The 21,829-nt window shown below is 43.8% G+C and carries 18 protein-coding genes and 1 other annotated feature; of the genes, 4 read left to right on the forward strand and 14 right to left on the reverse strand.

Annotated elements, in window-relative coordinates; genetic code table 11:
* Genes DYI25_RS11635 through DYI25_RS11650 form a run of 4 tightly spaced genes read right to left on the reverse strand, consistent with a single transcriptional unit; the run spans position 1 to position 4,710 of the window.
* A complete protein-coding gene (locus DYI25_RS11635) occupies positions 1 to 1,041 on the reverse strand; it encodes a type IV pilus twitching motility protein PilT (protein WP_213368874.1) in 1,041 nt (346 codons plus the stop codon).
* Between the two features lie 13 nt (positions 1,042 to 1,054).
* Positions 1,055 to 2,719, reverse strand: coding sequence for a GspE/PulE family protein (locus DYI25_RS11640; RefSeq protein WP_213368876.1), 1,665 nt, complete (start codon positions 2,717 to 2,719; stop codon positions 1,055 to 1,057).
* 25 nt (positions 2,720 to 2,744) lie between these two features.
* Entirely contained in the window at positions 2,745 to 4,085 is a 1,341-nt protein-coding gene (locus DYI25_RS11645; RefSeq protein ID WP_213368878.1) for a VanW family protein, read from the reverse strand.
* Positions 4,086 to 4,131: 46 nt separating this feature from the next.
* The gene (locus DYI25_RS11650; RefSeq protein WP_213368880.1) at positions 4,132 to 4,710 is read right to left on the reverse strand and encodes a hypothetical protein; all 579 of its coding nucleotides are present in this window, start codon (positions 4,708 to 4,710) and stop codon (positions 4,132 to 4,134) included.
* A 133-nt stretch (positions 4,711 to 4,843) separates the two neighbouring features.
* On the opposite strand from DYI25_RS11650, the gene DYI25_RS11655 reads away from it, so the two are divergent.
* The 3 genes from DYI25_RS11655 to DYI25_RS11665 are packed head-to-tail and all read left to right on the forward strand — an operon-like array spanning position 4,844 to position 6,605.
* A complete protein-coding gene (locus DYI25_RS11655; RefSeq protein ID WP_213368882.1) occupies positions 4,844 to 5,269 on the forward strand; it encodes a prepilin-type N-terminal cleavage/methylation domain-containing protein in 426 nt (141 codons plus the stop codon).
* Between the two features lie 4 nt (positions 5,270 to 5,273).
* Positions 5,274 to 5,705, forward strand: coding sequence for a type II secretion system protein (locus DYI25_RS11660; RefSeq protein WP_213368884.1), 432 nt, complete (start codon positions 5,274 to 5,276; stop codon positions 5,703 to 5,705).
* A 9-nt stretch (positions 5,706 to 5,714) separates the two neighbouring features.
* On the forward strand, positions 5,715 to 6,605 hold the full coding sequence (locus DYI25_RS11665) for a hypothetical protein (protein ID WP_213368887.1): 891 nt from the start codon (positions 5,715 to 5,717) through the stop codon (positions 6,603 to 6,605).
* Between the two features lie 24 nt (positions 6,606 to 6,629).
* On the opposite strand, the gene DYI25_RS11670 is transcribed toward DYI25_RS11665, so the two are convergent.
* The 3 genes from DYI25_RS11670 to DYI25_RS11680 form a co-directional block, all read right to left on the reverse strand.
* Positions 6,630 to 8,348, reverse strand: coding sequence for a sensor domain-containing diguanylate cyclase (locus DYI25_RS11670; protein ID WP_213368889.1), 1,719 nt, complete (start codon positions 8,346 to 8,348; stop codon positions 6,630 to 6,632).
* Between the two features lie 79 nt (positions 8,349 to 8,427).
* Positions 8,428 to 9,741 carry a bifunctional folylpolyglutamate synthase/dihydrofolate synthase gene (locus DYI25_RS11675; protein WP_213368892.1) on the reverse strand — a complete coding sequence of 438 codons (1,314 nt, stop codon included), beginning with the start codon at positions 9,739 to 9,741 and terminating at the stop codon, positions 8,428 to 8,430.
* A 72-nt stretch (positions 9,742 to 9,813) separates the two neighbouring features.
* Positions 9,814 to 12,456 carry a valine--tRNA ligase gene (locus tag DYI25_RS11680; RefSeq protein WP_213368894.1) on the reverse strand — a complete coding sequence of 881 codons (2,643 nt, stop codon included), beginning with the start codon at positions 12,454 to 12,456 and terminating at the stop codon, positions 9,814 to 9,816.
* Positions 12,457 to 12,501: 45 nt separating this feature from the next.
* Positions 12,502 to 12,746, reverse strand: a binding site (T-box leader).
* A 366-nt stretch (positions 12,747 to 13,112) separates the two neighbouring features.
* Between DYI25_RS11680 and DYI25_RS11685 the strand changes: the two genes are divergently transcribed.
* Positions 13,113 to 13,307: a hypothetical protein gene (locus tag DYI25_RS11685; RefSeq protein WP_167832796.1), complete on the forward strand. Its 195-nt coding sequence runs from the start codon at positions 13,113 to 13,115 to the stop codon at positions 13,305 to 13,307.
* An 18-nt stretch (positions 13,308 to 13,325) separates the two neighbouring features.
* On the opposite strand, the gene ysxE is transcribed toward DYI25_RS11685, so the two are convergent.
* From ysxE to DYI25_RS11720, 7 genes are all read right to left on the reverse strand, one after another.
* Positions 13,326 to 14,363, reverse strand: coding sequence for a spore coat protein YsxE (gene ysxE, locus DYI25_RS11690; protein ID WP_213368897.1), 1,038 nt, complete (start codon positions 14,361 to 14,363; stop codon positions 13,326 to 13,328).
* Between the two features lie 346 nt (positions 14,364 to 14,709).
* Positions 14,710 to 15,879: a stage VI sporulation protein D gene (gene spoVID, locus DYI25_RS11695; protein WP_213368899.1), complete on the reverse strand. Its 1,170-nt coding sequence runs from the start codon at positions 15,877 to 15,879 to the stop codon at positions 14,710 to 14,712.
* Between the two features lie 1,045 nt (positions 15,880 to 16,924).
* A complete protein-coding gene (hemL, locus tag DYI25_RS11700; RefSeq protein ID WP_213368901.1) occupies positions 16,925 to 18,217 on the reverse strand; it encodes a glutamate-1-semialdehyde 2,1-aminomutase in 1,293 nt (430 codons plus the stop codon).
* Positions 18,218 to 18,291: 74 nt separating this feature from the next.
* Positions 18,292 to 19,272, reverse strand: coding sequence for a porphobilinogen synthase (hemB, locus tag DYI25_RS11705; protein WP_213368902.1), 981 nt, complete (start codon positions 19,270 to 19,272; stop codon positions 18,292 to 18,294).
* Complete coding sequence (locus DYI25_RS11710; RefSeq protein ID WP_213368903.1) at positions 19,269 to 20,051, reverse strand: uroporphyrinogen-III synthase; 783 nt, start codon at positions 20,049 to 20,051, stop codon at positions 19,269 to 19,271. Before DYI25_RS11710 ends, hemB begins: the two co-directional genes overlap by 4 nt.
* Positions 20,048 to 20,983, reverse strand: coding sequence for a hydroxymethylbilane synthase (gene hemC / locus DYI25_RS11715; RefSeq protein WP_213368904.1), 936 nt, complete (start codon positions 20,981 to 20,983; stop codon positions 20,048 to 20,050). The genes DYI25_RS11710 and hemC overlap by 4 nt, the downstream gene beginning before the upstream one ends.
* A 12-nt stretch (positions 20,984 to 20,995) precedes the next feature.
* Entirely contained in the window at positions 20,996 to 21,829 is an 834-nt protein-coding gene (locus tag DYI25_RS11720; protein ID WP_213368905.1) for a cytochrome c biogenesis protein, read from the reverse strand.

Below are 21,829 nucleotides of genomic sequence, written 5' to 3' on the forward strand. Positions count from 1 at the left end.
TTACACCAACTTCTCCTGTAAATATGGTTCTGCTGCTTCCCTTTGGATAATTCCCTGCTGGATCAGTTCCTTGATGCTCATCTCCAGGGTATGCATGCCGTAAGCCTTCGAAGTTTGCATAATGCTAATAATTTGATGGATTTTTTCATTGCGAATCAGATTCGCCACTGCCGCATTATTGACAAGAATTTCTGTCGCGCCGCGACGCCCGTTTTTATCGACGGTTGGAAACAGACGTTGTGATATTACGGATACCAATACAGAAGCGAGCTGGATACGGATTTGTGTCTGCTGGCTGGACGGAAAGACATCAATGATGCGGTTTATCGTCTGCGGTGCACTCGAAGTATGTAGTGTCCCTAGAACAAGATGACCTGTCTCAGCCGCTGTGATCGCTGTCTGGATTGTATCCAGATCACGCATTTCCCCTACCAAGATGACATCCGGGTCCTGTCGGAGCGCTGCCCGCAAACCATTGGCAAAATTATTCGTATCGAAACCAACCTCACGTTGATCGATGATGCTGTTGCCATGCTTATGCAGGTACTCAATTGGATCCTCTAGCGTAACGATGTGTTTGCGCATATTATTATTGATATACTGAATCATTGACGCAAGAGTAGTTGATTTGCCGCTTCCGGTCGGTCCGGTGACAAGCACAAGACCTTGTGGTTTTTCAGCGATTCTTTTCAAGATCGAAGGCATTCCCAGTTCTTCTAGAGTCGGTATCTTAGTCGGCACGACACGGGCTGCGAGCGATACGCAGCTTCGCTGGTGATAGGCATTAATCCGGAATCTAGAGATGCCAGGAACTCCATAAGAGAAATCCAATTCTCCTTTTTCCTTGAACTGTTCCCACAAGTTCTCAGGTATGATCGCTTTCGCCATTCCCTCAGTATCTTCCGGCAGGACGATGTCCGTACCGTATTTCTTTAATTCCCCATTGATTCTCATGATGGGCGGCACTCCGACAGTTATATGGATGTCGGAAGCCTTGAGTTCGAATCCAGACATCAGCAGTTGCTCGATTTTTTCTTTCATTCTTTCTCCCCGCTTACTCAGTAATTGCAACCCTTAAAACTTCCTCGGTTGTCGTAAGGCCCTGTTTCACCTTTAACAAGCCATCATCAATCAGGAAAACCGTCTTGTTTTTTACAGCGATTTCCCTGAGGACATTCACAGGCTCCTCATTCATGATCGCCCTGCGCAGGTTTTCATCAATTGCTAGCACCTCATGGATGGCGATGCGGCCGCGGTACCCAGTCATATTGCAGGAGGAACAGCCCCGTCCCTTCCAGACGGTCTCGATATTAATGCCTCTTTTTGAGAAAATATCAATTTCGCGCTTCGTTGGCTCATGTGCCTCTGCGCAGTCCCGGCAGACTTTCCGGACAAGCCTTTGGGCAATAACTCCGCTCAATGATGACGCTACAAGGAATGGTTCAACCCCCATATCGATCATCCTTGTTACAGAGCTAAGGGCATCATTTGTATGGATTGTACTTAAGACAAGGTGGCCGGTCAATGACGCCCTTACTGATACCTCGACCGTTTCCTTATCACGAATTTCCCCAACCATGATAATATCTGGATCCTGGCGGAGAATCGATCTCAGTCCGGCTGCAAATGTCATCCTGACATTCTGATTGACCTGAATCTGGTTAATGCCCTCGAGTTGATATTCAACTGGATCTTCAATCGTGATGATATTGACTTCTTCACTATTTAGCTTGTTCAGAGCAGCATACAAGGTCGATGATTTCCCTGAACCGGTGGGACCGGTAATCAATACAATCCCATTAGGCTTCGCGATTATATCCAAGAACCGTTCAAGATTATGCTTGTTAAAACCAAGTTTCTCTACATCATTCAATGTGCTTCCCATATCAAGGATACGCATGACGACTTTTTCGCCGAACACAGTCGGCAGTGTGGACACACGCAAATCAACCGGATGGAAGTCGATATTCACCTTGATCCGTCCATCCTGTGGAACACGGTTTTCCGTGATATCAAGATTGGCCATGATTTTAATCCTCGCGATGAGGACATTTTGCATATGCTTCGGCAAAACCCGTTCAACCCTGAGAATCCCATCGATACGATAGCGGATGACGACCTTTGTTTCCTGCGGATCGATGTGGATGTCACTCGCCTTGCTAGCGGACGCATTCGAAAGCAGCTGATTCACCAGACGAATAATAGGCGAATCTGCTTCACTTATCTTTTCTTCCTTAATCGTTTCCATCGGAGCACTTTTCTGATCAATCAGATCTTCAAAGCCTTCGTTGCTGTCGTAGTATTTATTGACTGCCCGGATGATGTCATCTTTGGTGGCGATTGCCGTTTCGATATGGAAACCAGTTGAAAGCCTGAGGTCGTCCACAGTAAAGAAGTCCATCGGATCAGCCATGGCCACGAACAGCTTATCGCCATCCTTTTTCAGCGGAATGACCAATTTCCTTTTGGCCGTATCCTTTGGAACAAGGGTAAATAATTTTGTATCAAATGGGTAGCGATACAAGCTGATATGCGGGATACCGAGCTGGAACTCAAGGACCTCGATGAGCTGCTGTTCAGTAATGAGCCCCCTCTGAAGCAAAGCATCACCAAGCTTCTGGCCTTCTGTTTTTTCAGCCAGTGTCGCTTGCAGCTGTTCATCTGTAATCAAACCTGTTTCAACCAATAAATCACCAAGTCGCTTTCTCTTTTGCCTCATCTGTTATCGCCCCCGGTCCCAATGGTTACTTCGGCTGTTCATCAGGCTTGCCCCAAAGACTGCCGTCATCGGTGTTTTGTTCATCATTCGTAGTTTCTTCGCTGTTGTCAGCATACGCTGGAGGTGGAGTCGTTCCACCCGGTTGGCCAGGTATGCTGGTGTTCTGGTTTTCTCCAGGAGTTGTAACTGTATCCAAATTCCCTGTTGGAGCTGGCGGAGTTTGCTGTACTGCTGGCGCAACCGGCAGGATTTCAATCCTGTGGACTGGCGGGTAAAAATCCTCTGAAAGCAACTCGGTTTTCAGGAAGCCTCCGTCCTCGCCGTAAATTTCCCTGTTCATTGTCACCAGCAATCCTGGTGCTCCTTCCTGCTCGACCGATTTCTGCCCCTGTTTCAATAGTGCAGAATATTGTTTGATGGTTCTAGGCTTGAACTCCTGTTTGTTTGTACTAGTAATCTTGTAATCATAGAGCAGCGGTGCTCCTTTGACCGACACTTGCAACTCTCTCCCCACAATATCGAATACGATTTGATAGGCTGTCTCATTAGGGTTATAGAGCTTCAAATCGATATTTTTGGCAAAATCCACTTTCGCTTCATATCCAAGCTCAACGTTCTTAGGCAGCTGTCTGCTAATATGACGCTCTGTAATAGTCAGATTAGTCGGCAGGATTGCCCTGTACAAGGCTGATGCAATCTGGCTGAACGCAGCAGAAGAACCTTCATGTTGTCCTGCTTCTTCCACAAAAGCTGCAAACGAAAACGGTGTCTTTGGTGATATCTCGATAGCGTTAAATGACTCAGCAAGCTCCTGGATTTCATTGTCCTCAGCAGAAAGCTTGATGGAAGCAGTCGAGATAATCACAGGGTCTTCGGCAGGCAGGTACTTTTCAAGACTTATTTCTGTAGTGGAAGCAAATTCTTGTCCAGCAGCAAGCAATTCAGTCTTCAGATTTTCAAGATCAAGCTTTTCCATTACAGCAGAAGGTAATGTTAATGCCTTCAGCGCTTGCTGGTTCCATTCAACTATCAATTCATTTCGTGCACCGTCCACAACCGCTGAAACGGAATCTTCTATTTTGAATTGGAGAGTAGATGGGTCAATGGTATACTCTTGTCCTTTATATACAAGCATCAGCCTCGTTTCAGCCAGCCAGCTGCCAACCATCGCTTCGATTGCTGCATGTGCTTCTTCATGTGACATATTCGAGACATTGACACTGCCAATCATCGTATTTTCAGAGAATGCTTGATTCGTAGCTGCACGGGAGCCAAAAGCTGACGCGCCAAAGTACGAAAAGCTGAAAATAAAGAACGAAAAAACAGAAAGGATCAGCGAAAATTTTAATATTTGCTGCTTTCTCACGTATGTAGTCCTCCCGGCAATAAAATTGGTACACTATTATTAAAATTCAAGAATGAGTACCAGCATATATTTTTTTGGGTTCATATTCCTCAACCATCCAGCGGTCATCTTCAAATGATTCGGAGGTGCCGATATGATAAACACCGGCATTGGTTTCAGGAATGTCATTATGTAATCGATTTCGGTCTTCCAAAAAAGATATATCCTCTTCGTATAAAGGTTGCGCTTCCTCTATGTTGGTTATATTCTTCGCAGGGCGGACTGTGATAGGCCGGAGAACAAATTCGTTTTCCATTTCCTTTTTTGGAAGTGATTTAGTTTCAGATTCTTCGTACTCTTCAGATTCCCTATTGCTGTGCACACGCTCTGCTAATGGTACCAGTTCATTTGCACTAGTGAACCGATTTACAAATATATAACCTGTGCTGATTGCAAGCAATAGCATAAGTGCCATAACCTGCCATAATTCAATAATAAAAACTGAAATCAGTCCCATTATCCCGATCACGGATGCTGAAAAAGCCAGAATCATCTTTTCTTTTTTTATCAAGCCCAATGGAACTACAAAAATAACAATGAACGTTATTACAATCGATATTAGTAAAAATAGCAACCCTTCCATCATCCCACTCCCAAAGAAATAAAGTAGCTTTCAGATTTCAACATTTTTTTAGAAACCCAAACTAAAAATCTCAAAATATGACAATTTTCACTTTTTTCTATTGTATAATATATTTACTAGATTTAGAAGGCGGAGGATGAAAGTAATGGTAAAAAAGTCCTATAATCAGAAAGGAATGACTTTGATTGAGGTTCTGTTATCAATTGTCATCATTTCAATTATCCTTACTTCCTTTGCTGGTTTTTTCAGCCAATCTGCAATATTTATTAAGAAGAACGAGAATAAATTAAGTACATCACAAACTGCGCAAAAAATTGTTAACTTAATAGAAGTGAATGTAACAAAAAACAAGCTGGCCAATTTCAGCGGTTGTACAAATTCAGAGTGTACATTGGATAATACCGGGGTGGAATTACTTACAAATAAAACAGTGGGCAACTCATTTAGCATATCGGCCAAATTTGAAAAAAGTGTAGAGAATTTAATTTTGGTGAAGGTGAGTGTCGCGGACAATTCCAATCCTGATAGCTTTTCAGAAACTTTTACATATATAAGAAGGTGAATTTATGAAAAATGAAAAGGGACTCTCATTAATTGAAGTTCTGGTCACGATTGCAATCCTTACTTTGGCAACCACAATTATTTACAGCGTTTTATTTGGCTTCAATAGAAATTATCAACAATTATCCGAAAAAAACAACCTAGACCAGGCAGCCAATATCATGCTTGCCTCAATCAAACAGCATCATCTTAACAATGCTGAGTATATACTCAGCTATGATAAAGTACACAAAAGACTGTCCATTGGACAAAGCGGTTCCACACAGCCATTAAATGAACAGGGCATTTCTGTTGAAATAAAAGCTGGCAACAATAATCCCATTCCTTTTGAGGGAGAAAAAGTAATACCATCCCATGCTCCACTAATAATCGATTTAAAATTAATAAACAAACAAGGACAGTCATACGAAATTGAAACTATTATAAAAAGGTATTAAGGAGAAATTATGCTAAAAAATGATAGAGGTTATGCCCTAGTCCTGGTATTAGTCATTATCACAATAACGTTTACATTCGCTCTATCGATGAGCAGTATGGCCTTATCAGCAAGAAAGCAATTTAACAAGACGGATGAGATCAATAAAGCTACAGATATTGCTGAAATGGGTGTAGGTCACTACGAGACCCTTTTATACAAACTTGTAAAGGTTTCGAATCAGGAGGTTTCTCATTATTCAACTTCATTATTTGACTCACAATTTTATCAAAACATAAAAAGTAAAGTATTAAATTCCAACAACTTACCAGCTTCTAGGGTTGAAGGCAATAATAAATATGTCATTACAGATGCTACCATAGCAAGACCAACTAACGACAAAATTATCGTTTCATTTAAAAGTACCGGAAAAACAGATAAAGAAACAAAGGTTTTGACCAATAAAATTACTGTTGAGAAAAAGAAACCTTCCCGTGCAGGGGAGCCGGCACCACCTATCAGTTCGTTTAACCATAAATTTTGGCAGAGTTATGAAATGGCAGGCGGAAAAGAAATAGATGAATACCAAGGATCTAGTTATTTTACTCAATCAGTAGAACTAAAAGGGAACACCCAATTAATCATTCACGGTGATGCTTTTTTTAATTCAAGTGTTGTTTTAAAGGGCGGCGATAAGTTAATTGTGTATGGTGATGCAATATTTAACGTTCCTTTGGACGATAAGTCGATAAATGGAAGCAATTCCTCAATATGCGTTTATGGTTTCACTTATTACGTAGATAAACTCGGAAAGCTCGCTGTTTATAACCCTTTCCCAGGGGGAGATCCAACTGCATGCCCTAAGCCACTTAATATTGAATGGTTTATAGACCCGGTCAATGGGATAGAAGTTCAATATTAAAGGCTGACCCACAGGGTCAGCCCTTTATTTCACATATTCCGCAACCCGATTCCGCCCGGATCGCTTCGCGCCGACATATAATGCTCTGTCAGCATGCCTGATCAATGCCAGTGAATCGTCAGCATCCTGAGGGGCAGTGGCTACGCCAATTGACGCAGTAATTTTGACCAGCAGCTGCTTTCCTTCTTCATCCATCGATTGCAGCAGTTTGAAAGGATTTTCGGCAATCAATAGCCTGATTTGTTCTGCTAATTTCAGGGCATCGCCTTTCATCATGTCAGGGAGCAGAATCACAAACTCTTCCCCGCCATATCGGGCAACAGTACCCATATTTCCGATCCTTTTCTTTAGCCGTTCACCAAGCTCAACTAAAATCTCATTTCCACTTTGATGTCCGTATGTATCATTGACGGATTTAAAGTGGTCGATGTCGAGCAGGATCAGGGATAGGAGATCTCTTTCTCCTTTTTGTAATTTTCCGAATTCTGAGGATAGCATATTTTCAAAGTAGCGGTAATTGTATAGCCCCGTCAATGCACAGCGTTCACTATATTCCTTCGTTTTCTCGTGGTGTCTTGCATTTTCCACCGCAATCGCAAAGTGCGAACAAAGGATATCAATAATGATCAACTGCGATTTTTCAAAAGCCCTTTTTTTGTTAGCGGCCAGGACAAGGACACCAATGACCTGATTGTTCCTGACGATTGGCACACTAAGGATACTTTCAGCAGCTGGAGGCATATAACCTGAATTTATATGCCTCCATTGTTTTTTCGAATGGAAGAGTACAGGCTTCTTCTCTGCCCATACAAGCCCGCTAATTCCTTTACCTTTTCCTAGAGGCTCGGCAATCGGATCAAGGACTTCCCCAAATTCCACCTTATGTATTAGTTTTAGTTCCTTTTCATCTACTACATCCATAATGTAGGCATAATCAACCGGCAGCATCTCGATCAGCTTTTGAACAAAAAGGTCGAGTACTTCATCAGCTTTCAATCTTTCCGCCAGCTGGTGCCCAATTTCGGCAGCGCTCTGTAAATAATGGTTCACCTTGCCGCTCGAATAATAGAGACTGAGAATGATAGATAGACTCGCAAAAGGAATCCCGACAAATAATAACGAATAATGTTCCATATCACTCAAATATAGTTCGTATAGCACAAACCCAATCGGGAAGGTAATCAAGGTCGTGACGGTTTCCCAGATAAAATCTTTTCCGAAATAAGGTCCCTTCAGTTTTAGGACGACCGCTTGCAGTAATAGTAGACATAGTGTGTTAACCCCATAATTACTGATGCCGTAAACAGTTCCGAGGACATAAGTGTACGGATCCTTTGCCAAATGAGCCCCATGGCTTCCACCCAGGGCATAAAATAGTAGACCGCTCACCAATGATACGATGAAGAACATTAACGAGTTTAAAGGAACCCTGTACATATCAGCCTTTTGGACGCGAAGCCTCATTAACAGGATTAACACAGAAATCTGCATCAGAACCATCTCGATAAAAATCCCATAAGTCAGGAAAACTGCGAGTGATACCCACTGAATCAAGAAGATCGGCGTATTGTTGACCACCATTGGCATTGCAGCCACAACGGCCATCAGGAAAAGAAAGGGAATGACTTCCCATACGCTAACATCAAGGGGTGGATAGACTTGATAGGTCACCCATATCCCGACTGGAACGACCAGCAGCCAGGTAAACCAAATCGAGTTTTTGATTATTGGTGATATTTTCATCTATCCACCTCCTTCTTAGGTAAAAAGTCACGCTTTTTTTAATAGTTTAGCAAAGTTTTTGTCGAATGTCATAATTTTCTTATTTATTTTTCAACACGTTCACGATAATAGGCTTTGCTTCTGATAAAAAGTAAAGAGAGCCTGTAACAATTAGAATTTCATCTTTGTTTAATTCATTTATTTTCATATGAAAAAAGTCTTGATAATCAACTGCGATGTAGTTATTACCTTTATTTCTTCCAACATCCATTAGCTCTTCTGCAGATGCTGCCCGCGGAAAGTCAAATGTCGTGAAAGTCAATTGATCAGCAGCCTCTTCAAGAGTCGCGATCATCTTGTCCAATTTCTTATCTTTAAGAGCCGCAAAAAGGATATTAATCTTTTTATCGGCATATCGAGATTTTATTTCACGTGCCAGCGCATTTATTCCTTCCTCATTGTGTGCTCCATCGATCAGGACTATAGGATTTTCACTTAAAATCTCAAGCCGGCCAGGCCAGTATGCTTGAGTTAGTCCTTTCCTGATGTGCTCCTCCTCGATCATAAAGGAATAGTAGTTTGAAAGGACCTGGCTAGCCATTACAGCACAGGCAGCATTGTCTACCTGATATGAACCGATCATAGTGGTTCTCAGATTCCGAATCTGGCCGAACATGCTGGAAAATGAAAATTCTTCACCACGCTCTAGAGACTCTCTTGAACTTGTAGAAAATTCATCGCACAGATGGTACAGCGGAGACTTGCTTTCAAGCGCTTTTCTTCTGATTACATCCAGTGCTTCGGGCTGCTTCACTCCAGTAATGATGCTTACACCGTTCTTGATTATGCCTGCTTTTTCAAAGGCAATTTCTTCATAGGTATCACCAAGGATTGCCGTGTGATCCAGACCGATGCTAGTGATGACTGAAAGCAGGGGATGAATGACATTGGTCGAATCGAAACGGCCGCCAAGACCTACCTCGTAAATGGCAACATCCACAGGAGACATCTTCGAAAAGTAGTATAAAGACATCGCCGTGATGACTTCGAATTCAGTCGGCCCGCCCAGTTCAGTTTTGTCCAATTCATCTGCAAGAGGCTTGATAACATTTGTCAGCTCAATCAGTTCCTGATCATTGATAGGCTGGCCATTGATGCTGATTCTTTCATTGAATTGCTCAAAGTATGGTGATGTAAAAGTTCCTACTTTATATCCAGCAGCTTGCAGAATGGAACGAAGGAACGTGACAGTGGAGCCTTTTCCATTTGTGCCTCCGACATGAATACTTTTAATCCTTCTTTCGGGATGGTCCAGTCTTTCAAGCATCCATTCCATTCTTGAAAGTCCCGGTTTGATTCCAAGTCTCAGTCTTGCATGGATCCAATCAATTGCTTTTTCATATGTATCAAACATCTAACACACCTCAATTCAAGATGAAGACGAACCAATACTGGTTCGCCTTCAAATTTTGATGTTTTATTGTAATTAGTTTCTCAATTCGTTGATGCGCGCTTCGACTGCTGCACGTTTTTCAGAGTAGTCTTTTTCCTTTGCGCGCTCCTCTTCGATGACTTTCTCGGGAGCCTTCTTAACGAAGCCTTCGTTTGCCAGCTTCTTCTGTACGCGTTCTACTTCTTTATCAAGCTTCTCTTTTTCCTTTTGAAGGCGGGCGATTTCTTCATCAATGTTAATAAGGCCTTCAAGTGGCATAATGATTTCAAGTCCTGTCGCAACTGATGTCATTGCTTTTTCTGGAGCGTTGACTTCAAGCCCGATTTCAAGATTTTCCGGATTACAGAAGCGAACGATGTAGCCACGGTTATTTTCAAGCATGCTTAACGTCTTTTCATCCTTCGCCTTCAGGAACATATCAACCTTTTTGCTAAGAGGAGTGTTCACCTCAGAGCGAATATTCCTTACTGCACGGATCACTTCAACAAGCAGCTTCATATCGTCTGCAGCTTGTTTATCAGTCAAAGCAGCATCAACCTGCGGCCAGCTTGCAACTGTGATGGACTCTCCCTTGTGAGGAAGGTTCTGCCAGATTTCTTCCGTAATGAACGGCATGAATGGGTGAAGCAGGCGCATCGTGTTATCAAGAACATATGCAAGAACAGATCTAGTTGTCTTCTTAGCCGCTTCATCTTCACCGTATAGCGGAAGCTTCGCCATTTCGATATACCAGTCACACAGGTCATCCCAGATGAAGTTGTATAGCGCTCGGCCAACTTCACCAAATTCATAGCGGTCAGACAATCTTGTCACAGTCTCGATTGTTTCATTCAATCTTGTCAGAATCCACTTGTCGGCAACAGATTTCTCGCCGCTCAAATCGATTTCCTCATATTTCAGGCCGTCCATGTTCATCAACGCAAAACGGGATGCATTCCAGATTTTATTGGCAAAGTTCCAGGTCGCTTCAACCTTCTCCGTACTGTAACGAAGGTCCTGCCCCGGTGAGCTTCCTGTTGTCAGGAAGTAGCGGAGTGAGTCGGCACCATACTGGTCGATGACATCCATCGGATCAACACCGTTGCCTAGTGACTTACTCATTTTGCGGCCATCTTCTGCGCGAACGAGTCCGTGGATCAGTACATCCTTGAATGGACGCTGTCCAGTGAATTCAAGCCCCTGGAAAATCATTCTTGAAACCCAGAAGAAGATGATATCATAGCCTGTTACAAGTGCATCAGTTGGATAATGTCTCTTGTAATCAGCTGCTTCTTCATTTGGCCAGCCCATCGTCGAGAATGGCCATAGGGCCGAGCTGAACCAGGTGTCAAGAACGTCATTGTCCTGTTCCCAGTTTTCAGGGTCTTCAGGCGGCTCGTGGTCAACATAAACTTCGCCTGTTTCTTTATGGTACCACGCCGGGATACGGTGTCCCCACCACAACTGGCGGGAAATACACCAGTCGCGGATATTTTCCATCCAGCGCATATATGTGTTTTCAAAACGGTCTGGTACGAAGTTAACCTTCTCTTCCTTGCTCTGCAGGGCGATGGCTTCGTCAGCAAGCGGCTGCATTTTAACGAACCATTGAGTTGATAGATATGGCTCGACTACTGCTCCGCTTCGCTCAGAATGTCCAACAGAATGCATATGCTCTTCAATCTTGAATAGAACGCCTTCATCCTGAAGATCCTTGACGATTTGCTTGCGGCATTCAAAACGGTCCATTCCATTGTACTTGCCTGCTCTTGCATTCATTGAGCCGTCCTCGTTCATAACAAGGACACGTTCAAGATTGTGGCGGTTTCCGATCTCGAAGTCGTTAGGATCATGTGCAGGCGTGATTTTAACTGCCCCAGAACCGAATTCCATATCGACATAATCATCGCCAACAATCGGAATCTCACGGCCAACGATTGGAAGGATGACGGTTTTGCCGATCAGGTGCTTATAGCGGTCATCTTCTGGGTGAACTGCAACCGCAGTATCGCCAAGCATCGTTTCCGGTCTTGTCGTTGCGATTTCGATATGGCCGCTGCCATCTGCCAGTGGATATCTCATATGGTAGAAAGCACCCTGGACATCTTTATGGATAACCTCAATATCAGAAAGGGCTGTTTTTGCAGCAGGGTCCCAGTTGATGATGTACTCCCCGCGGTAAATCAGTCCTTTGCGATATAAAGATACGAATACTTCTTTTACAGCCTTGGATAGGCCTTCATCCAATGTGAAGCGCTCGCGGCTGTAGTCTAGTCCTAGGCCAAGCTTTGACCACTGCTTGCGGATATGCTGTGCATATTCCTCTTTCCACTTCCATGATTCTTCTAGGAACTTTTCACGGCCCAGTTCGTAGCGATTGATGCCTTGGCTGCGCAGTTTTTCATCAACCTTTGCCTGTGTCGCGATGCCCGCATGGTCCATTCCTGGGAGCCATAATACGTCATATCCCTGCATGCGTTTCATTCGTGTCAGGATATCCTGAAGCGCTGTATCCCACGCATGACCAAGATGCAACTTTCCAGTTACGTTTGGCGGCGGGATGACAATTGTATAAGGCTTTTTCGTTTCATCGTCCTTCGCTTCGAAAAACTTACCTTTGATCCACCATTCATAACGTCCTTGCTCGATTGAAGACGGATCGTATTTAGTCGGCATAGACAAATTCTCTTCCATCATTTTTCCTCCATTCATTTCCTGAAAAATAAAAAACTCCATTCGCCATAAAAGGACGAATGGAGTTTGTTCGCGGTACCACCTTTTTTCCCAGCAACGGTAAAAACTGAGTTCTGCTGCTGGCTCAAATACGGATAACGGTTCTTCACCGTCGCCTGTTACTAAGAGAAATCCGTTCCCAGGCGATGCTCAAGGGCGACCTTCCATGGTTCCGGCTTAGAAGTCCTCCCAGCTAATGGACTCCCTCTCTTGAAGCTGGCTGCTCATGTACTCTTCCCTGTCAAAGCTTTGCTTTATTATGTGTTTTGTATACTAGATATACTACCCAAAAAAGTGGATTGACGTCAATCATCATTTCCTATTTTTTATTAATTTATACTTTTTACGCCTCGATGTGTGAACAATACGCACATTTTGGGCCAATCACTCATAGAATGAAGATAAGCGCAAGCGCCTTGGTCAGCCACGACAAGCGCTGGAGGACCGACCGGTGAAGTCGTTCTTTGACTTCATTGGCAGGACCGAAGCGTCTCGAGGAGTTAGGAGCCACAGCTAGACAAGCGACTCGAGGGGCTAGGCGCTGGAGCTGGACAATTCTCGAAGTGAATAAATACTTTTTGATTTTATAAAGGGATACCTGATTGTTTGGAGGGATGGCGATGAAGAGACGAAGGTATAATCCTTATACACTCCCGAAGTGGGCCAGGACGGCGCGTGCGGTCTGTGCTCAGCTCATTATTCCTTTTTGTGTGTTCCAGGGAATCCGAACCCTGTTTTTTCCGTCGACATTTGATGTATTCTTGCTATCAATTTTCATCTTGATTGCACTGGCAATAAAATTTGAAATGATTTAAGGAGCCCTAGAGCATCTTTTAGCTCTGGGCTCCTTCTTGTTTTGCCTGCTCCTTTTGCTTCTCCAGTTCGTCGATTTTGGTCACTACATAACCTGTATTGCTCAAGAGCCAGTACTGGCGCTGAAGTTTTTGGACAAACTTCCTTTCATCCACTTCCGCTTTGCGCTGATGATACGTTTCAGCGACGCGGATGATTCCTGAGGGAAAGGCAAGATAGCTCATGAATAATTGCATTTCATCCTCCCGGAATGGAAAATACTTCAGATATACATAAATCCAGTCGATTATTTCATCTCCGTATTGGGGCTGGGTCTTCAGGGATCTTGCTAAAAACGGCAATAAGTCCTGGATGGGCGACCCCTGCCTCGCCTTCTCGAAATTGATAAAATACCCGTATCCTCTTTCATCGAACAGGAAGTGTTCAGAAGAAACTTTTCCGTGAAGCGTTACAGTCCTCGTTTTCTTTTGCTCCTTCGTTTTTTCATTCCATGTTTCAAGTTTCTGTTTGGCAAACTGGATTGCCTGGTGGATTTGGATGTAATACAGGCAGAATGTCAGCTCAAACGGGGACATATACACCCTGTTTTCACAGCTTTCAAGGAATCCATTTATGAACTCTTCTTCCTTTTCCCATTCCTTTAACGTTTGTTCATAATGCTCTTGCTTAACTTCCGAGCTGATTTCCAGTTCTTTGACTGACAAGGTATGCATCCTCGCCAATTCCCTGAATAATTGTTGGTGTCTTTGTGTTTGGTCCTCCCTTGTCTCATTCGGCATCCAGGGCATTAAATAATACAGGGACTTATTGTGCAAAACTGCATATCTTCCATCGTTTGCCGGATATACTGGAACAATCCTGTTATAGCCTTTTTGATAAAGATTTTGTATATGCTTGATAAAATCCGTACCCTCATACGGATGGATTTTCTTTAGAGCGAATGTCCCTGATTTCGTATAGACTTTTTTTACTTTGCCGAAATCCTCTGCAAAATACGGTTCAATAGGATACTGCTTTAACACTGCAGATTCTTCTTTCAAAAAATTGCGATCATCCATCGGATCTCGCCTACTTTCTGGACATCAATATGAATAAACAGAGCTGGGCAGGTGTTAGACACCTGCCCATAGTAAAAGCTATAGCAATCCCAGCCAGCAGCGAAGCCAGCCCTGACAACCAGCCTCCTTTTGGACAAGGCGTTGCTACAAAGAAAAGCGTAAGCGCCTTGGTCACCCCGACAAGAGTTGCCCGACTATAACGCCACGTCCTGTGGCTGCCAGGTCTGCACATCCTGTGCCTCAGAGGCCCAGACAGTGAAGTCGTTCTTTGACTTCATCGGCAGGACCGAAACGCTCGAGGGGCTTGGCGCTGGAGCAAAAATTTTATACTTTCTTGTGAAAAATATTAGGAATGGTGAACGACTACTCCAGGAACATATAACACCTGACCTTCGTGGACCTCATGGTCAATACTCAAATGATTCACCCGTAGAAGCTGCTGGACAGGTACATCATAGCGTTCAGAGATCGATTGAAGTGAATCGCCTTGCTGAACAATGCACACTCTTATTTTGGCAACTTCTGTTTCTTCTTCCTTCCTCGCCAAAAACTCTGCAATCGAAATGCCTTTTTTCATATTTGGCTTTTTCTTCTTCAATAATGGGGAAGATGAGCTTTCCGGAGATTCCTCCATTTCAGCAGGCATATTTTCTGCCTCTGGCTGGTCTTCTACCTCCAGTTCCACCTGCTCTTCTTCGACCTCTGCAACAGGCTCCGGCTCACCTCTGAAGTCACTTAAAGCATACTCCGGCACTTGTTGCGGTTCTCTTTGCTCTTGCAGCTCAGGTTCAGATCCTTCTTCAGCATCAGCCGCTTTCTTTGCTTCTGCCCTGAATGGCGCATACAATTCTTCTTCGTAGGAACCTTGCTCTTCCTGTTCATTTAATGCTTCATTTTGCTGGACAAACGAATAGGCAGGAGCTTCCGGGAAGTCTAGTTCAGCACTATCTTCTGTGTTATAGCTATCAGTTTCTGCATCTGTATCGGCTTCTGTTTCAACCGCAACTTCTGCAGTAGCTTCCTCACGGTAACTGACCTCCAGTTCCTCCGCCTCTTCACTGTCAGCTTCCTGATCAGCTTCATGCTGTTGTTCGCCGTATAAGCCAGTGATGGCAAGATCTGCGTTCAGCTTCAGGCGGTCTTTTTCCGGAAAAACATAATCAAATCCTTCTACTTGAATATCAATGTCATAAATGCTTTCAATCCGGTTTTTAGGGATTGTGATATCCACCGGGAAACGGTGAAGGAATTCATAGACCCCTTCTTCCCTCTCCATGACAGAATGGACGTACTTAAGAGCAGAGAGTTGTTCATCATTCTCTTGCTGCTGTTCATGGCATGTATATTCCCCAGTCAATTCCAGCGATCCGCGAATGGATACATATTGTTCATTTTCCTGGATGGTTATATTCGGATCGAGTGAAATCGAGACAAGCTCCGCGACTTCCTGTCCTCTTTGAAACCACACAGACTCTTCTAATGAAAATCGCAGGCACGATTGATTCCCCTGAGACAAAGCGACTCCTCCTTTCATTCCTTAAACGTAAAATCACTATGTCATTAACACTTTATGAGTCTGTATTTACTTTTATGATAATTTAGAACATAAAATGGAGCTGGTGATGGGAAGATGCACAAATTAATAAGAGAGAATTCTTGCTAAAGGAGTTGCTTGAAGAAATCACAGCAGGGAGAATTCGGACAGGTTTTATGATGATGACAGGATTGTGGTCGAACGACGGGCTACCATCTTAGACTATTTTGTCCGAACCTGATGCTTCTTCGGACAAACTTAAGAGATTACGACTGCCTTTTGTCCGAACCTGAAGCTACTTCGGACAAACTTAAGAGAATACGGCCGCGTTTTGTCCGAACCTGGGGCTACTTCGGACAAAGTTAAGAGAATACGTAGACATTTTGTCCAAACCTCAGGCTACTTCGGACAAACTTAAGAGAATACGGCCGCGTTTTGTCCGAACCTGGGGCTACTTCGGACAAAGTTAAGAGATTCCGACTGCCTTTTGTCCGAACCTGGGGCTACTTCGGACAAACTTAAAAGAATACGTAGACATTTTGTCCAAACCTCAGGCTACTTCGGACAAACTTAAGAGAATACGGCCGCGTTTTGTCCGAACCTGGGACTACTTCGGACAAACTTAAGAGATTACGACTGCCTTTTGTCCGAACCTGGGGCTACTTCGGACAAAGTTAAGAAATTACGACTGCCTTTTGTTCAAACCTGGGGCTACTTCGGACAAAGTTAAAAGAATACGTAGACATTTTGTCCAAACCTCAGGCTACTTCGGACAAATTTAAGAGAATACGGCCGCGTTTTGTCCGAACCTGGGGCTACTTCGGACAAAGTTAAGAAATTACGACTGCCTTTTGTCCAAACCTGGGGCTACTTCAGACAAAGTTAAAAGAATACGTACGCATTTTGTCCAAACCCGGACCTACTTCAAACAAACATACTTAAGAGATTACGCCCGCCTTTTGTCCCCCCGCCTCCCTAACACCCTCACCCAACAAAAAACACTCCCCAATAGGAGAGTGTCATATCATTATTTATTCTGCAGCTTGGAGAATGCCTTCTCTGCTGCTTCGATTGTTTTTTGCAGGTCTTCGTCTGTGTGTGCTGTTGATAAGAATAATCCTTCGAACTGTGATGGTGGCAGGAATACTCCTTCGTTTGCCATTTCACGGTAGTATGCTGCAAAGAATTCAAGATTCGATTGTTTAGCTACCTCATAGTTGATAACATTTTCATTTGTGAAGAAGATGCCGATCATGGATCCTGCACGGTTGATTGTGTGCGGAATTCCGTATTTCTCCGCCGCAGCCTTAAGTCCATTTTCAAGGATATCGGCTTTGCGTTCAAACTCTTTGTATGATTCCGGCGTTAGCTGCTTCAATGTTTCCAGTCCAGCTGTCATCGCAAGCGGGTTGCCTGATAGCGTCCCTGCCTGGTAAATCGGACCGCTTGGAGCGATTTGCTCCATGATTTCTCTCTTGCCGCCGTATGCGCCTACTGGAAGGCCTCCGCCTATGACCTTGCCAAGGCAAGTAAGGTCAGGTGTTACATTGTAATAGCCTTGTGCACAGTTATACCCTACGCGGAAGCCTGTCATAACCTCGTCAAAAATCAATACTGTTCCATACTGAGTAGTGATTTCGCGAAGTCCCTCAAGGAATCCTTTAACAGGTGGTACAACACCCATATTCCCAGCTACTGGTTCTACGATCACGCCGGCAATATCATCACCATACTGTTCAAATGCGAAACGGACGCTCTCAAGATCGTTGTATGGTACTGTAATCGTGTTCTTGGCAACTCCCTCAGGAACACCAGGGCTGTCAGGCAAACCAAGCGTGGCGACGCCTGAGCCAGCTTTTATAAGCAATGAGTCACCATGTCCATGGTAGCAGCCTTCAAACTTAAGGATTTTGTTTCTGCCTGTATACCCACGGGCAAGGCGTAATGCACTCATCGTTGCCTCAGTTCCCGAAGATACCATTCTTACCATCTCAATTGAAGGCACACGGTCAATGACTAATTGTGCAAGTTCGTTCTCAACAACTGTCGGTGCACCGAAGCTTGTCCCAAGCTCCGCTACTTTCTTGATTCCCTCAACGACCTTGTCGTTCGTGTGGCCAAGGATCAGTGGTCCCCATGATAATACATAATCAATATATTCATTGCCATCGATGTCATAGATTTTTGAACCCTTCCCTTTTTCCATGAAGATAGGATCCATATTGACAGACTTGAATGCGCGGACGGGACTGTTTACTCCTCCAGGCAATAGTTCTTTCGCTTCTTTAAAAGCTGCAATCGATTTATCATATGAGCGCATACTATCCCTCATTTCTATTTTATTGGCTCCGTGCCTCTCAAGATACCTCGAATATGCGCAGAGCCTTTTAAATATTATTGTTCCTTCAGCCAGCGTGCTGCATCCTTGGCATGATAAGTGATGATCAGGTCTGATCCGGCACGCTTCATTCCTGTCAGCATTTCCATCACGATGCTCTTTTCGTCAACCCAGCCGTTTTGAGCTGCTGCTTTGACCATTGAGTACTCACCGCTCACATTATAGATGACGACAGGCAGGTTGAAGTTGTTTTTCACATCACGGACGATGTCAAGGTATGGCATGCCCGGTTTGACGATCAGGAAATCTGCGCCTTCCATAACATCTGATTCAGCTTCACGCATAGCTTCGATGCGGTTTGCCGGATCCATCTGGTAGGATTTGCGGTCGCCAAATTGCGGCGTGCTTTCTGCTGCTTCGCGGAAAGGACCGTAAAATGCAGAAGAATATTTTACAGCATAGGACATGATTGGAACATCATGGTATCCTGCTTCATCCAAAGCAAAACGGATCGCTGTGACAAAACCGTCCATCATGTTTGATGGTGCGATGATATCCGCGCCTGCTTGTGCCTGGCTGACAGCCGTCTTTCCTAACAGCTCAAGAGAAGGGTCGTTAAGAACTTTGCCATCCTCAATTACGCCGCAGTGGCCATGGCTTGTGTATTCACAAAGGCAAGTATCGGCAATGACGACCATATCAGGAAAAGCCTTTTTGATGACCCGGATCGCTTCCTGCAAAATTCCGTGGTCATGATAAGCCTGACAGCCTACTTCATCTTTTTCGTTCGGAACGCCGAAAAGCAGCACAGATTTAATGCCCAGAGATTCCACTTCAGTGATTTCTTCTTTTAGGTTATCAAGGGATAATTGATAGACTCCCGGCATTGAAGAAACTTCGTTTTTTACATTTTCTCCTTCAACGACAAAAAGCGGATAGATTAAGTCTTCCGTGCGAAGATAGTTTTCACGTACAAGTGCGCGCATATTCGCTGTCTGACGAAGACGGCGATGGCGGCTGAATTCAAGGTGTTTCATAGATTACCCTCCATTTTTATATAGTTGGCAACACTTTTCAGCATCTCTTCGACGGTGTATTTTTCCGGCATGGCATGGACCTTCAATCCCCACTCCTCTGCCTTCCTTTTTGTAACAGGACCGATGCATGAAACGATGCAATGTTCCAGCTTTTCTCTCAAATTATTTTCCTCAACGATTTTCATAAAATGATCAATCGTAGATGGGCTTGTAAATGTAAGTATATCAAGACTTTCTTCAGTTAGCATCTTAACGAGCTTGACTTTGCTTTCTTCCGGCAAGAAGGTTTCATAGATAATGATTTCATCGACGACAGCTCCCTTTTCCTTCAGTGCTGCAGAGATATAATCCCTGGCCAGGTTCCCTTTTGGAATCAGGATCCTCTCGCTCTGATTGACATAAGGTAAGAACTCATCGACAAATCCTTCTGCAACATACTTCTCTGGAACAAAGTCTACCTTTTCTCCCAAGGCTTCAACGATCTCTTTTGTTTTTTCGCCAATTACTGCAATTTTAGGCAGAGAAGCCCTGTTCTTTTTAATGAATGAATAAAAAGTTTCTACTGTCACATTGCTAGTAAAGATAATCCAATCGTATGTATGTAAATTCTTAAGTTTATTAAGTAGAATTTCAGAAGCTGCAACCGCTTTAAAGGCAATAAGAGGGATCTCCACCGGAATCCCTCCATTTCTAGCAACTAATTCGGTGAAAGGCTTCGCGTGAGCCTTTCCCCTTGGAATCATGACCGTTTTATTTTGCAGCGAATGCGCTGGAATCATTCACTATCAAGCTCCTGTTTTACCTTGTCGATCAAGTCTTTTGCTCCCTGGCTGATCAGCTTGTCAGCTGCAAGCTCTCCCAGCTCCTCAGGATTTGTTCCTGTAACCTGTTCCTTAAAAATTAACTTTCCATCAGGCGAGCCAACCAGTGCTGTCAACACGATTTCTTCCTGATCATTGAGATATGCATATCCAGCAATCGGTACCTGGCAGCCGCCTTCCATCTTGTGTAGGAATGCTCTTTCGGCTCTGACTGTTGCACTTGTTTCAGCGGAAGTGAACTTTTCAAGCAGCTGAAGAAGCTCTTCATCATCGCCGCGACACTCGATTGAAAGTGCTCCCTGACCGACAGCAGGTACACAAATATCTTCATCAATGAACTCGGTAACGATATCACTAGCCCATCCCATGCGCTTCAAACCGGCAGCAGCAAGGATAATACCATCATAGTCTTCAGTTTCCAGCTTAGCGATCCTAGTATCGATATTTCCTCGTATCCACTTCATTTCAAGGTCAGGGCGCTGAGCCAACAGTTGGGCGCTCCTGCGAAGGCTGCTAGTTCCAATCACAGATCCCGGTTTTAATTCTTTAAAAGGAACGTGATCGTTGGATATCAGCACATCACGGTGGTCTTCCCTCTCTGGGATTGCCCCGATTACTAGTCCATCTGGAAGTACTGCAGGCATATCCTTCATGCTATGGACAGCCATATCAATCTCTTTGTCGAGCATAGCCTGTTCGATTTCTTTTACGAAAAGACCTTTTCCTCCGACCTTTGATAAAGTCACATCAAGAATTTTATCTCCTTTTGTGACGATTTCCTTTACTTCAAACTCAAAAGGAGCACCTAATTTTTTCAGCTGCTCGATTACCCAATTTGTTTGTGTCAATGCTAGCTTACTCCGTCTGGAGCCAACGATAATTTTTCTCATGACAGCCTCCTATTATTGATACCAAAAATGGAAAGATGATAATTTTCCGAAAAGGAAAAAGTTGATTAATACAATCAGGAACGATGCAACATTCCATAAGGCAAGCGCTTTTCCATACAATTCTCTTCCAACCCTTAAATAAAGGTAAATGCTATATACTGCGAGAACGATGAATGAACCTATCAGCTTGGCATCATACCAGGCAAGGTCTGGTACCTTGATCCACGCCCACTGCAAACCCAGGATAAGGCTCAATATCAGCATTGGCACTCCGATGACATTCAATATGTATGACCAATAATCTAGTTTCGTCAGGTCGGTGATCCTCCATAACAGCTTACCCCACTTTTTCCGCTTTAAAAGGTCATATTGAATGAGGTATAGCAATGAAAAGACAAATGAGATGGAGAATGCCCCGTACGACAGGATCGCCATGGTGATATGAATGAGCAGAAGTTCCGATATTAACTGCTCCGACATGACATATGAATCATATTGCACTGGCGCGAATGTATGGATTCCCATGATTATAAACCCAAGTATATTAGTAAAAAAAACGATGAAATCTACTTTTAATAGTTTGTTGATTGCCAGAGAAAGCGTAACCAGCACCCATGCATAAAAGTAAAGCCCTTCAAAAAGGGTCAAGACTGGGAACCGGCCTTGGTCGACCATGTAATAAAGCAGGAAAATAGTCTGGAATCCCCAAACAAATGCAAGTAACCAGAAGGCAATTTTGTTCGCCCTCCGGTTACTGTTAAGAAAATCGATAAAGTATAAAAGCACGCTGGCCGCATAAATCACAATGGTTATTTCATGGAGACGTGTAATATAAAGTTCACCCAT

Origin of the sequence: Mesobacillus boroniphilus (assembly GCF_018424685.1) — a bacterium.
Taxonomy (GTDB): Bacteria; Bacillota; Bacilli; order Bacillales; family Cytobacillaceae; genus Mesobacillus; species Mesobacillus boroniphilus_A.

Bases quoted from the DNA above. Each gene is read 5' to 3' on its own strand.
- DYI25_RS11680 (WP_213368894.1), bottom strand. From the start codon at position 12,456: ATGATGGAAGAGAATTTGTCTATGCCGACTAAATACGATCCGTCTTCA.
- DYI25_RS11665 (WP_213368887.1), top strand. From the start codon at position 5,715: ATGCTAAAAAATGATAGAGGTTATGCCCTAGTCCTGGTATTAGTCATT.
- hemC (WP_213368904.1), bottom strand. From the start codon at position 20,983: ATGAGAAAAATTATCGTTGGCTCCAGACGGAGTAAGCTAGCATTGACA.
- DYI25_RS11635 (WP_213368874.1), bottom strand. From the start codon at position 1,041: ATGAAAGAAAAAATCGAGCAACTGCTGATGTCTGGATTCGAACTCAAG.
- DYI25_RS11685 (WP_167832796.1), top strand. From the start codon at position 13,113: ATGAAGAGACGAAGGTATAATCCTTATACACTCCCGAAGTGGGCCAGG.
- DYI25_RS11670 (WP_213368889.1), bottom strand. From the start codon at position 8,348: ATGAAAATATCACCAATAATCAAAAACTCGATTTGGTTTACCTGGCTG.
- ysxE (WP_213368897.1), bottom strand. From the start codon at position 14,363: ATGGATGATCGCAATTTTTTGAAAGAAGAATCTGCAGTGTTAAAGCAG.
- hemL (WP_213368901.1), bottom strand. From the start codon at position 18,217: ATGCGCTCATATGATAAATCGATTGCAGCTTTTAAAGAAGCGAAAGAA.
- hemB (WP_213368902.1), bottom strand. From the start codon at position 19,272: ATGAAACACCTTGAATTCAGCCGCCATCGCCGTCTTCGTCAGACAGCG.
- DYI25_RS11720 (WP_213368905.1), bottom strand. From the start codon at position 21,829: ATGGGTGAACTTTATATTACACGTCTCCATGAAATAACCATTGTGATT.
- DYI25_RS11710 (WP_213368903.1), bottom strand. From the start codon at position 20,051: ATGATTCCAGCGCATTCGCTGCAAAATAAAACGGTCATGATTCCAAGG.
- DYI25_RS11675 (WP_213368892.1), bottom strand. From the start codon at position 9,741: ATGTTTGATACATATGAAAAAGCAATTGATTGGATCCATGCAAGACTG.
- DYI25_RS11655 (WP_213368882.1), top strand. From the start codon at position 4,844: ATGAAAGTAATGGTAAAAAAGTCCTATAATCAGAAAGGAATGACTTTG.
- DYI25_RS11640 (WP_213368876.1), bottom strand. From the start codon at position 2,719: ATGAGGCAAAAGAGAAAGCGACTTGGTGATTTATTGGTTGAAACAGGT.
- DYI25_RS11660 (WP_213368884.1), top strand. From the start codon at position 5,274: ATGAAAAATGAAAAGGGACTCTCATTAATTGAAGTTCTGGTCACGATT.
- DYI25_RS11650 (WP_213368880.1), bottom strand. From the start codon at position 4,710: ATGATGGAAGGGTTGCTATTTTTACTAATATCGATTGTAATAACGTTC.